The organism is Janthinobacterium sp. SUN206 (genome assembly GCF_030587305.1).
In the GTDB taxonomy this organism is placed as follows: domain Bacteria; phylum Pseudomonadota; class Gammaproteobacteria; order Burkholderiales; family Burkholderiaceae_D; genus Janthinobacterium; species Janthinobacterium kumbetense.
Genome location: NZ_JAPWIB010000002.1, coordinates 840,157 through 851,929, shown reverse-complemented (window position 1 = coordinate 851,929; position 11,773 = coordinate 840,157). Strand labels below are relative to the sequence as shown.

Below are 11,773 nucleotides of genomic sequence, written 5' to 3'. Positions count from 1 at the left end.
CTCACTCACCACACGTCCGCCGTGCGCGGCCGCGCCATCTGGCCGCTGCCCAGCAGCCACACCATCAGCGCATCGGCCTGTTCGCGCGTGGCCACCACCTCCTGCAGGATGCCGAAGGCCTTCATGGCGCCGGCCGCCATCGCCTGCAGGCGCGCGCGCTGTTGCGCGTCCGCCTCGACCGACACCAGGCCCCGGCACAGGGCGGCCAGCTCTGCCTTGTTGTGCTTGAGCCACAGGCCGCGCCGCTTGCGGTCGATGTGCGCTTCATCGCCGCGTTCCTCTTCGAACAGCATGACGAACGGTACGCCATGGCGCAGCAGGGCGTCCATGTCGTTTTCCCACAGCGGGGCATAGCCGGTAACGGCCGTTTCAGGGCGAAAGCGCACGACGGGAAAGTCGCTGACGTCGTGGATGGAAAAATGTGCGGGATTCGGTTTCATGGCGTGCTTCCTTGCGAGGTGGTTGAAAATGCTTGCCAGCCGCCGCCCAGCGCCTTGTAGACCTGGACCAGCGACAGCGAAGCGGTGGCGCGGCTGTCGACCAGCGCCGCTTCGTTGTTCAACAGCGTGTTTTGCACATGCAGCACGTTGATGAGGTCCGTGCCGCCCTGGCGGTACTGCAGTTCCGCGCTGCCCAGCGCCCGGCGTCCCTGCTTGACGGCTTCATCGAGGCTGGCCTGGCGGCGGGCGTTGGCCTGGTAGCCCGAGAGCGCGTCTTCCACCTCGTGCCAGGCGGCCAGCACCGTCTGGCGGTAGGCGATGGCCGCTTCCTGCTGCTGCGCTTCGCGCAATTGCAGGGTGCCGCGCAGGCGGCCGCCATCGAACAGGGGCACGCTGAAACCGGGGCCGAAGGCGAAGCGCTTGGCGTCCCAGCCGATGTCGGACAGCTGCATCGCCTGCAGGCCGATGCTGCCCGACAAGGTGATGCGCGGATAAAAGTCGCCTTGCGCGACGCCGATGGCGGCCGTGGCCGCGTGCAGCTGCGCTTCGGCGCGGCGGATGTCGGGACGCCGCTCGGCCAGGCTGCTCGGCACGCCCAGCTGCACTTGCAGGGCCACGCCCGGAATGTCCTTGCCCGCCGCCAGTTCCGCCTGCAAGGCTTGCGGCGGCAGCGCCAGCAAGAGGGCGAGGGCATTGCCCAGGCGCGCTTCGCGCTGCTGCAGCGGCGGCAGGCGCGCTTCGATGGTGGCCACGTGGGCTGCCGCCTCGGCCTCGTCGAGTTGCGTCGCCGCGCCTTCGCGCAGGCGGATGCGCGTCAGGTCCAGGGTATGGCGGGCGATATCGAGCAGTTGCTGCGTGATGGCCAGGGTCTGCTGCGCGCCGCGCAACTCGATGTAGTCGCGCGCCGTTTCGGCCAGCACGGCCAGCAGCACGCCGCGCTGCGTTTCCATGGCCATGTCGACGCGCGCGTCGGCCGCTTCCACTTCGCGCCGCACGCGGCCCCACAAGTCCAGCTCCCAGGCCGCATCGAGATTGCCTTGCCACAGGCTGTAGGCGGACTTGCCGTTGTGGCGCGACGGGTCGCTCAAGCCTTGTTCGCTGTTGCGCGCACGGCCATAGCTGCCATTCGCGCCCAGGGACGGGCCTTGCGCGGCGCCGGCCACGCCGCGCGCGGCGCGGCTCTGTTCCAGCCGGCTGCCTGCCGCCAGCACCTCGAGGTTGGCGCCGGCGGCGCGCTGCAGCAGGGAAGACAGGGTGGCGTCGCCAAAGCTGTCCCACCAGCGCTGCTCGATGGCGCCATCCTGGCTGGCGGCGAAACGGGCATCTTCCGCCTGGCGCCATTGCTGTCCCAAGTCGTTGCGCGGGCGCTGGAAGTCGCTGCCGACGCTGCCGCAGCCGGCCAGGCCCAGGACCGTGAAGAGTATCAGTGCTTTCATCGCGCGCTCACCTGTTGCAGCTGTGGATGGCGCATGGCCGTATCGATGCGCACTTCGGCCGACATGCCCACGCGCAGGCGGGCGTCGCCATCCTGGCCGGGATCGAGCGCGATCCTGACGGGAATGCGCTGCACCACCTTGGTGAAGTTGCCGGTGGCGTTTTCCGGCGCGATGGCGGCGAACGTCACGCCCGTGGCGGGCGCGATGCTGTGCACCGTGCCGCGCAGGAGCACGTCCGGATAGGCATCGACGGCGATGCTGGCGCGCTGGCCCTGGCGCACGTGGGTCAGCTGGGTTTCCTGCAGGTTGGCGACGACGAAGCTGCGGTTCAATGGCACCACGGCCATCAGGCTGGCGCCGGGCGCCACCAGGGCGCCGACGCGCACGGCGCGGCGTCCGACGATGCCGTCGATGGGGGCGCGCAGCTGCGTATGCGACAGATCAAGTTCGGCCCGTTGCAGGCTGGCGCGGGCGCGCAGCAGGGCCGCTTCGGCCGCGCCTTGCTGCGCCTGCAGAATGTCCGTCTGCTTGCGGGTGGAGACGAGGGCGGCGCGGTTCTGGGCCAGGCGCGCGCGGCTCACGTCGAAGCGCGATTGCGCCTGCTGCGCGTTTTGCACGCTGCCCGCGCCCTGGCCGGCCAGGTGCTGCGAGCGGGCCAGCTCCTGCTGCGCCAGTTTGTCTTCCGCCTGGTTGGCGTCGACCAGGGTCGTGGCTTGCTCGATCACCGATTGCTGGCGCTGCAAGGTGGCGCGGGCATTTGCCAGTTGCGCTTCGGCGCCGGCGACGTCGGCGCGGGCCGAGGCGGCGGCGGCCTGGTAGTCGCGGTCGTCGATGCGGGCCAGCAGCTGACCTGCCTTGACAGTCTGGTTGTCTTCCACCAGCACTTCCCGCACGATGCCGCCCACCTTGGGGGAAAGCACGGTGTAGTCGGCGCTGACAAAGGCGTCGTCGGTGGCTTGTTCGTCGCCACGGGCGAACAGCAGTTGCCAGGCGCAAAAGGCGAGGGCGCAGGCCAGCAGGGCCAGGCCGAGAAGAAATGCGCGTGAGCGCAGTATGGGTGTTTGCATGGTGAAGCTCTTTCGTAAAAATGGAAATCAGGCTGAGCGCGGCGGATAGACGCGCGTCGGCAGGATGGGGATGATCAGGATCATGGCCAGCGCGATGGCGGCCACGGTGAGGTACAGGTCGGACGAGGTCAGGGTGACGACTTGCGCATGCATGCGCGCACCCAGGCCCGCCACGTCCACGCCGACCGGCAGGTTGCCCAGGCGTTCGCTGAGCACCGTCGAATGAAAATGGTTGCGGCGCGTGATCAGCGCATCGAGCACGCCGGTGGCGACGACGGCCGACATGCCCTTGATGGTGTTGAACCAGGCGGAGGCGAAAGGGCCGTCCTGCGGCGCCAGGCCCGTCGTGGCCAGCAGCAGCAAGGGAATCACGGCCATCGGTTGCGCAAAGATCTGCACCGCTTGCAGCAGGTAGAAATGCGTGCGGATCCAGTCCGGCGACATGCGCGCGCCGAGCACGCAGGACAGGGCCAGCAGGGCCAGGCCGATGGCCAGCACCCAGCGGCAGTCGACGGCGCGGATATTGCACAGGGCGGCCACCAGCGGCAGGGCGATCAATTGCGGCAGCGCCACCATCAGCATCACGGGCGCCGTTTGCAGCGGGCGGTAGGCGTGCACCTGCGCCAGGTAGGACGAGGGAATCAGGATCACGGCCAGCAGCACGAACAGCACGCCGCCCAGGGTCAGCAGGGCGTGGCTGAGGTTGCGTCGCGATAGCAGCTGCAGCTTGAAAAACGGCAGCGGATGCGACCATTCGTTGATGAAGAACAAGACGAGCAGCAACAGGCCGCCGCCCAGCAGCACGCAGATCAGCGGCGAGGCGAACCACGCCAGGCGCTCGCCCTGCAGCAAGCCCACCACCAGCATGCTGATGGCGGGTAAGCCCAGCAGCAGGCCGCGCCAGTCGAACTGGTGCAAGCGTTCCAGGCGCAGCGGGTCTTGCGGCAAGCCCCAGGACACCATCAGCAGGGCGACGATGCTGCCCGGGACGACTTGCCAGAACGCCCATTGCCAGCCCAGGTATTCCGTCCAGAAGGCGGCCAGCGGCGTGCCCAGGCTGGGACCGAAGGTGGCGCTCAGCGCATAGCCGCCCAGGCCATACAGCTTGATGTTCGGCGGCAGGAAGCGCAGCGCCACCGTCATCAGCATGGGCGGCAGGGCGCCGCCGGCCGCGCCCTGCACCACGCGCAGGAACATCAATACGGACAGGTTCGGCGCGAACGGACAGAGCACGCCGGCGGCCATGCAGACGAGGATGGCGGCGGCCGTCAGGCGCCGCAGCGAAAAGGTGACGGAGCACCACGGCGCGAACGCCATGGCCGACACCGAGGCGGCCGCATACAGGGCGACGAGCCAGCTGGCGTCGTCGCGCGCGATGCCCATGGCGCCGCGGATGTCGGCCAGCGCGACCTTGGTGATGTTTTCATTCAGGCCGGACACCAGCACGGCCAGCAGCACGCCGGCCAGGCCCGTGGCCAGACGCAGGCCGAAGATGGGAGGTGCGGGCGGCGCGGCCGCAGGGACGGCGCCGGGAAGGGGGGCAGCAGACACAGGGAACTCCGTGGATGAGAATCAGTCCACGCAGTATAGGTAGCCGTTAATCTTGTGAAAATTGATAATTAATGAAGTCTGAATTGCGTCTGGCGCAATGATTCAGGTGCCAGGGAGCGCGCTGCCGCACAGCTCCTTGATCATGCGGCGCAGCCAGCGGTGCGCATGGTCGTGGTCGAGGCGCGGGTGCCAGGCCTGGAAGACTTCCACGCTGTCGACGGGGATGGGCAGCTGGAAGGTGCGCAGCCTCAAGCCCAGGCGCTCGACGATGGCCAGCAGGGGCGTGGGCATCAGCGGCAGCAGCAGGCGCGAATCGGCCACGGCGAAGATGGCGGACTGGAAGTTGGGGCTGATCAGCGACACCCGGCGCATGTAGCCCCGCTCGGCCAGGGCCGTGTCGAAGGGGCCGCGCGACAGGCCGCGCCGCGAGACGCTGATATGTTCGTACTCGGTAAAGCTGTCCAGGTTGACGGGGCCGTCGAAGATCGGGTGGTCGCTGCGGGCGATGCCGACAAAGCCGGTGGTAAACAGCTGCTGCAGCTTGATGTCGGGCGCAAAGGCGCGCCGCGCGCTGATGTACAGGTCGACGCGGCCCGCGTGCAGGGCGTCGTTTTCCGTGGCGCCATCGCCTTCGGGCACGAAGCGCAGCACCGTGTGCGGCGCATGGCTGGCCAGCAGGTCGCGCAGCTTGCCGCCGTAGGCGCCGACAAACACGTCGTTGGCGCACAGGCTGAAGGTGCGTTCCAGGGTGCGCAAGTCCACTTCGCGGCCGGACGTGAAGATGGCGTGCGCCTGCTCCACCACGCCGCGCACCTGTTCGCGCAATTCCAGCGCGCGCGGGGTGGGCGCCAGGCCGCGCCCGGAGCGCACGAAGACAGGGTCGCCGATGGCGTCGCGGATGCGCGCCAGGGTGCGGCTCATGGCCGGCGCGCTCAAATTCATGCGCCGCGCGGCAGCCACGGCGCTGCCTTCCTCGAGCAGGATATCGAGGGCGACGAGCAGGTTCAGGTCGGGGAGTTTCATGCGGCGATTATAGCCCGGGGGCCAACGTCGGCGCTGCGCCGGCAGGACGCCGGCGCATCAGGGGATGCTACTGCAGGATTACTCGGCTGCCGGCTCGGCGCCGCAGCATTTCTTGAACTTCTTGCCGCTGCCGCAAGGGCAGTCGTCGTTGCGGCCCACTTTCGGTTCTTCGCGCTTCATGGTTTGCACGGGGGCCTTGCGGCGCGGGACCCAGAAACGGTGGATGGCCGGCAGGTTCGCTTCCAGTTCCTGCGCCAGCTTGTGCGCCTTGACCGGGTCTTCCACCAGTTTCAGCTCTTCTTCCTTGATTTCGTCGGCGCCCAGCAGGTAGATAGGCTGCATCAGTTCGGCCACTTCGGAATCCCAGATCTCGTTCCACGAACCGGGACGCAGTTCCATGCCGTCCCAGAAGCCCCAGCACCAGGCTTCGGCGTCGATCAGGGTCTGGCCTTCGTAGTCGTGTTCGACGAACAGGGCTTCGAACTCCTTCGGCGCCACTTCAAACGTCACCAGCACTTCGTTCATGAAGCGCATGATCAGGTTGACGATGCGCTCTTCTTCCTTGCTGTTCTTGAATTTCGGCGCATCTTCGGCATCTTCGCCCCACACGCGCGGCAACCATTCGGCCGGCATGATCGGTTCCGGGCCGATGGCGACGGCCGTCAGATAGCCGTGCAGCATATCCATGGTCATCGCGTCTTCGGAGCAGCGCTCCGACAACAGGAATTGGTCTAATTCGTCGAATTCTTTTTCTGATAATGGCTGTTCGAGTTGCATGGCTTGCTCTTTGTATTGAATATAAGCCGCCAGTATACGCCTTGCGGCGCTTCATCACCGAAGTGTTTGCACCGGCGGCCCGCGCGCGCCTTACAATGTCGCTTATGCACAATGAAAACCAGCCGCACGAGGACGACCGGCCCGTCCATCCTTTTTCCGCCCTGAGCCCCGATTGCGTGCTCGACGCCCTCGACAGCGTGGGGCTGCGCGGCGATGGCCGCCTGCTGGCCCTGAACAGCTATGAAAACCGCGTCTACCAGGTGGGCATCGAAGACAGCGCGCCCCTGGTGGCCAAGTTTTACCGCCCCGCGCGCTGGAGCGATACGGCCATCCTGGAAGAACACGCGTTCGTGTCCGAACTGGTCGAGCGCGAAATCCAGGTAGTGCCGGCGCTGGAAATCAACGGCAGCACCCTGCACCAGTATCATGGCTTCCGCTTTGCCGTCTTCCCCCGCCACGGCGGCCGCGCGCCCGAGCTGGGCGACCCGGCGACCCTGGAATGGATAGGGCGCTTCATCGGCCGCATCCACGCCGTCGGCGCGCTGTCCACCTACAAGGAGCGGCCGGCGCTCGATCACCAGACGTTCGGCGTCGAGCCGCGTGAATTCTTGCTGGAAGGTAATTTCTTGCCGCCCGAACTGCTGGCTGCGTATTCCAGCGTGGCACAGCAGGCGCTCGACGGCGTCAAGCGCTGCTATGACCGCGCGGGCGACGTGGCCGTGCTGCGCACGCATGGCGATTGTCATGGCGGCAACGTGCTGTGGACGGATGCGGGCCCCCATTTCGTCGATTTCGACGACAGCCGCATGGGCCCGCCCATCCAGGACCTGTGGATGATGCTGTCGGGCGAGCGGGGCGACATGGTGCGCCAGATGAGCGACATCCTGGCCGGCTACGAAGATTTTTGCGATTTCGACCCGCGCCAGTTGTACCTGGTCGAAGCGCTGCGCACCCTGCGCCTGATCCATTATTCGGCCTGGCTGGCGCGCCGCTGGGACGATCCCGCCTTCCCCGTCGCCTTCCCGTGGTTTAACACGCAGCGCTACTGGCAGGACCGCATCCTCGAGTTGCGCGAACAGGTGGCCTTGATGGATGAGGCGCCATTGTGGCCTGTTTAAGCGCGCGATAAAACGCCCATGGCGGCGTTGCATTGCCTAGGCGTACTATTCGTACTGCCTTCGGCAATGCGCCTTGCCCTGAGCATTTTCTCGGACGCTTAAATCCCTGGCAAATCCTGAAAAGAGCGGTAAAACAGGCTCTTCTTGCCGCGCTGATTTGTGCATGCCTGTTCGATAATGGTGGTAATAAATTCCCATAAGCAACGGAATTCACCCGAATAAGCGAGAAATCATGCAAGCACAGCAAAATCAGCGCCAGGCCGCCTCCCTCACCGTCGCGTATTCCGCAGACGACGAGTTCGACCAGGACAGCATGGTCTCGCTGCATGATTTCAAGGACCTGGAGCGCAAGACCGAGGCGCCCGTGCCTGCTGCGCCAGTCGCCGCTGAGCTCCCTGCGCCCCAGCCGCCAGCCGAACCGGCAGCGGAAGCCGACGCCAAGGCGCCGGCCGCGGAACGCCAGAAAATGGAATTGAAAGCCATCCACGAGGCGATTGCCCGCGTGGAAGCGGAAGCGAAGGCCACCTGCGCCGCCGAAAGCCGCGCGCTGGCCGAGGCGCGCGTGCGCTCGCTGGCCGAGGACCGCGCCGCCATCGACGCCGCCGCTGCCGCCGCCGCGCAGCAAAATGCGCAGGCCGCCGAAGAGGCGATTGCCGCCAACCGCGAACGTCTCGATACCATGCGCGCCGCCGCGCAAGCCAGCGTGGCCCGCCTGGAAGCCGTCAAGCAGGAAACGGCGGAACTGCGCGCCCGCGTGGAATCGGACAATGAAATCCGCCTGGCCGCCGAACAGCGTGCGCGCGCCGAACAGGAAAGCCGCTTGCGCGCCAGCGAGCAAGTGGCCGTGCAGTCGGAACTGGCCGAACAGGCCGCCCGCGCCGCCGAGGAATTGCAAGTGCAGACGGAGCAGGCGCGCCTGCAGGCCGTCGAGCGCGTCGCCGCCGTGCAGGCGGCCAAGGAAGAAATGGTGGGCATCGCCTCGGCCGACGCCAGAGTCGCCGTGCTGGCCCGCGAGCGCGAACGCCATGCGCACGGCGCGCGCCAGACGGCGCAGATGCTGGCCGAGGCGGAAAGCGAAGCGCTGGACTTGACGGTGCAGCGCGAGCGCGCCGACCAGATCGCGCTGGAATCGGCCTTCAACCGCGCCGCCGCCGAAGTGCGCGCCCTGGAAGAAGCGCGCGCGCTGGCGCATCTGGAGCAGGAACGCGAAGCCATCGCCCTGGCGCAGGCGGAATCGGAACGCCATGCGGCGCAATCCCTGCGTTTGCGCCTGCAGACGGAAAAGGAATTGCGCGACGCGGCCATCCACCGCGAGCGCCTGGAAATGGTCGCCGTGGCCAGCGCGCAGGCGCGCCGCGATGCCGACGTGCGCATCCTGGCCGCCACCGAGGCGCGCATCGAGGTGGACCGCCAGCTGCGCGCCGTGGCGCTGGCCCGCGTCACCGCCGAACAGGATGCGGAAATCGCCGGCCACGCCAAGCTGGAGGCGGAAACGGCCGCACTGGAACAGACCAAGGCACGCGAAGCGGCCGAGCAGGCAGCTGCCGTCGCGGCGGCCCGCGAACTGGAAGAGCAGCAGCGCGCCGCCAGCCTGGCGCATGAGCGGGCCGAACTGGCGCGCCAGGCGGCGGAACTGGCCGCCAGCCAGAACGACGCCGAGCAGGCCGAAGTCGATGCCGGAAAAGCAACGTTGGCCGCGCAGGAACAGGCAGCGCAACTGGCGCAGGAAAAAGCCTTGCAGGCCGGGCAGCTGCTGCAGGCGGAACAGGAACGCCTGGCCGCCGAACAAGCTGCCATCGCCGCCTTGAAAGAGAAACTGGAAGCGGAAGCGCTGGCGTGCAACGCGGCGCAGGAACGCATCGCTGCCGAAGGCGCGCAGGCGGAACTGCTGCGCGGCCAGCATGCGGCCGAACTGGCCTTGCAGGAAGCGGCGCAGAAGGAAGCCGACGCGATCCGCATCCTGATGGATCAGGCGCTGGTCGAAGGCGAGCAGAAAGCCGCCGCCGCGCAAGCCGTGCAGGCGCAGGCGCGCCTGGCAGTGGAATTGGGGCAGGTGCACAGCGAGCGCGCCCGCGTGGAAGAAGACAAGGCGCAAGCCGCGGAAGCGCTGCTGGCGTCCGAACGCGATTTCGTCGCGGCCGAACGCGAGTCGCTGGCGCTGATCGCGCAAAAACTGGGGCAGCAGCGCCAGACCAGCAGCGCCGAAGAGCGCGCCTCGCAAGCCATCGCGGGCCGCCTGGAAGCGGAAAAGCAGGCGACGGCGGCAGCCGAAGCGCGCGCCGCGATGGAGCAGCAGGCGCTCGACGCCATGCGCCAGCGCGAGCAGCTGGAACTGGCTGCGCAGCAGGCCGCCAGCGAGAAGCTTGCCGCACAGCAAGCCTTGCTGGCCAGCGCCCAGGCCCATGCCGCCCTGCAGCGCAAGGCGGCCGAGACGACGCGCGCGATGGCCGAGGCCAAGCAGCAATTGCTGGAGATGGAAACGGCGCGCGCGCAGCAGCAGGAGCGCGAACTGGCCGCCCTGCGCGCCAGCCTGGAGCAGCCGCAAAGCGCGTTTTCCAGCTCCTTGAGCGCCGCCCGCGCGAAAGCCGAACAAGTCAGCTCGGCCAGCTTGACGCGCGAAGTGATCGAGCGCCTGACGCAGCCGAATGAATCCGCAGGCGCCGTCTGGCGCTCACGTTGAAGGCCTGAAAACCCGATAACACCCGGGGTCGGACCTTAACGGGGAAACGCAGTCCAATGGACTGCGTTCCAATCGCGCTGCGACCGACCCCAGTCCCAGGTTTGGGTTACGTCTGCATCTCCCTCAAAACTTCCGTCCCACCCCCACCAGTAGCACATCCGCATCGCGGTGATAATCGGTGATGACCCGGTTCCACGCCACTTGCGCCACCCAGCGGCGGTCGACGTGGTAGCGGGCCACGGCCGACAGCAAGCCTGTCAGGCGCGTGCCGTGGCCCTGGCTGTCGCGCCCGTCCCACGCCACGTAGGGGCCGCCGCCCATGCCGAATTCCACCTTTTCATTGAGCGAGCGGATCAGCCACAGCTGGGCGGCCGCGCCGCGCCGGTGCGCCAGGTCGGTGTTGCCTTCATCGAGGGCGGTGATGGTCCAGTCCACGTATTTTCCCGCCGCGCGCCGGTATTCCAGGGTGAAGGGGCGCGAGGACTCGGAGCGCAGGCTGTTGACGATGGTGTGGCCCGTCGCCAAGGTCAAGGTGTCGTCGTACGCCCAGTTTTGCAAGTGCAGCTTGGCGCCCGGCACGCCGTCATAGCGGTAGCCGGCGCCGAGCAGCAGGTGCGTGGTGTTGTCCTTGCCGTCCGGCTTGATGCGGTTGAGCTGCGCTTGCGCATACCAGCGGTTGTCGAATTGCCAGCGTGCCTGCAGGCTGACGATGGAGCCCCAGCCGTGGTCATTGTCGAAGTTATGCAGGCCGTCGTCGGTCCTGGCCGTGTCGAAGAAGAAGTAGCGGCCCACGCCGGCGCCCAGCATCAGGCCTTGCTCCACTTTTTTCGTGCGCAGCCAGGCCTGGCCTGCCATGCCGTCGCGGTGATGGTCTTGCGGATGGCCCTCGTTGATGTAGGACAGGCTGACGGCATTGTAGTTGCCCACCGGCTGCGTGTAGCTGACGGCGGCCACAAAGGTGCGCTCACTGGTCGAGCTGACTTTCAGGGCGCCGGCCATGCCGGACAAGTCCTGTGCCCGGGCGGACAGGGGGTGCGAGGCGGCCAGCAGCGCCAGGGCGATGAATGGTATGCGCATGACGTTTCCAGTGACGGGTGAATACACGCTAACGATCGGCTGGCGGAGCGACATGCGATGGCACAAGAATCTTGCACATTGACTACATTTGTAAACTGTTCAGCCAGAACTCGTCACAAGTGTACAAGAAAGTGAGAATGTGTGAGGCGCCGGCCTGGAAGGGCTGGCCGGCGCGGGATTGCTGGACTTGCGGGCGTATTGCTGTCTTATTACTGGCTCAATACGACTTTATCGGCAAAATATTCCGTCTCGCCGAAGCATTGCGTGGGCACGCCCTTGTGCTGGCTGTAGGTGACGAGGATGCGCTTGCCGGCGGCCGCCGTCAATTGCTTCGCCACTTCTTCATCGCGCACGCTGAACTGGAATTTTTCCGGGATGGTGCCCGGCAGCGCCGTCAGCAGCAATTCACCTTCCCATGTCTTGCAGATCCAGCCCCGCTTGGAGAACTTTTGCAGGTAGCCCGCCCGTTCGCCTTCCGAGTACGAGAAGCTGAGGGCCATCCACGTGTAGGCTGCCAGCAGCAGGAAGCCGGCCACGAGGAAGATGGCGAAGGCGAAGGTGACTTTTTTGGTCGTTGGGGTCATGTTGGGAGGTGAATTGTTTA

10 protein-coding genes are annotated in these 11,773 nt (G+C 66.8%); 2 read left to right on the top strand and 8 right to left on the bottom strand.

Going from position 1 to position 11,773, the window contains the following annotated elements; all coding sequences use genetic code 11:
- Positions 1 to 5 precede the first annotated feature (5 nt).
- From O3300_RS16785 to O3300_RS16760, 6 genes are all read right to left on the bottom strand, one after another.
- On the bottom strand, positions 6 to 440 hold the full coding sequence (locus O3300_RS16785) for a hypothetical protein (RefSeq protein ID WP_305053574.1): 435 nt from the start codon (positions 438 to 440) through the stop codon (positions 6 to 8).
- Positions 437 to 1,876, bottom strand: a complete 1,440-nt coding sequence (locus O3300_RS16780; protein ID WP_305053573.1) for an efflux transporter outer membrane subunit — start codon at positions 1,874 to 1,876, stop codon at positions 437 to 439. Before O3300_RS16780 ends, O3300_RS16785 begins: the two co-directional genes overlap by 4 nt.
- Positions 1,873 to 2,943 carry an HlyD family secretion protein gene (locus O3300_RS16775; protein ID WP_305053572.1) on the bottom strand — a complete coding sequence of 357 codons (1,071 nt, stop codon included), beginning with the start codon at positions 2,941 to 2,943 and terminating at the stop codon, positions 1,873 to 1,875. Before O3300_RS16775 ends, O3300_RS16780 begins: the two co-directional genes overlap by 4 nt.
- 27 nt (positions 2,944 to 2,970) lie before the next feature.
- Positions 2,971 to 4,494 (bottom strand): MFS transporter, encoded by a 1,524-nt coding sequence (locus tag O3300_RS16770; protein WP_305053571.1) that lies wholly within the window; start codon positions 4,492 to 4,494, stop codon positions 2,971 to 2,973.
- Positions 4,495 to 4,596: 102 nt separating this feature from the next.
- Positions 4,597 to 5,517 carry a LysR family transcriptional regulator gene (locus O3300_RS16765; protein WP_305053570.1) on the bottom strand — a complete coding sequence of 307 codons (921 nt, stop codon included), beginning with the start codon at positions 5,515 to 5,517 and terminating at the stop codon, positions 4,597 to 4,599.
- A 78-nt stretch (positions 5,518 to 5,595) separates the two neighbouring features.
- Complete coding sequence (locus O3300_RS16760; protein ID WP_034785080.1) at positions 5,596 to 6,294, bottom strand: UPF0149 family protein; 699 nt, start codon at positions 6,292 to 6,294, stop codon at positions 5,596 to 5,598.
- Between the two features lie 104 nt (positions 6,295 to 6,398).
- Here O3300_RS16760 and O3300_RS16755 point away from each other — a divergent pair, with 104 nt between their 5' ends.
- Both O3300_RS16755 and O3300_RS16750 read left to right on the top strand, forming a co-directional pair.
- On the top strand, positions 6,399 to 7,412 hold the full coding sequence (locus O3300_RS16755; RefSeq protein ID WP_305053569.1) for a serine/threonine protein kinase: 1,014 nt from the start codon (positions 6,399 to 6,401) through the stop codon (positions 7,410 to 7,412).
- Between the two features lie 232 nt (positions 7,413 to 7,644).
- The gene (locus tag O3300_RS16750; protein ID WP_305053568.1) at positions 7,645 to 10,092 is read left to right on the top strand and encodes a hypothetical protein; all 2,448 of its coding nucleotides are present in this window, start codon (positions 7,645 to 7,647) and stop codon (positions 10,090 to 10,092) included.
- A 123-nt stretch (positions 10,093 to 10,215) separates the two neighbouring features.
- Here O3300_RS16750 and O3300_RS16745 read toward each other — a convergent pair whose 3' ends face one another.
- Entirely contained in the window at positions 10,216 to 11,169 is a 954-nt protein-coding gene (locus O3300_RS16745) for a hypothetical protein (RefSeq protein ID WP_305053567.1), read from the bottom strand.
- 209 nt (positions 11,170 to 11,378) lie between these two features.
- A complete protein-coding gene (locus O3300_RS16740; RefSeq protein WP_046682297.1) occupies positions 11,379 to 11,753 on the bottom strand; it encodes a hypothetical protein in 375 nt (124 codons plus the stop codon).
- Positions 11,754 to 11,773: the final 20 nt, after the last annotated feature.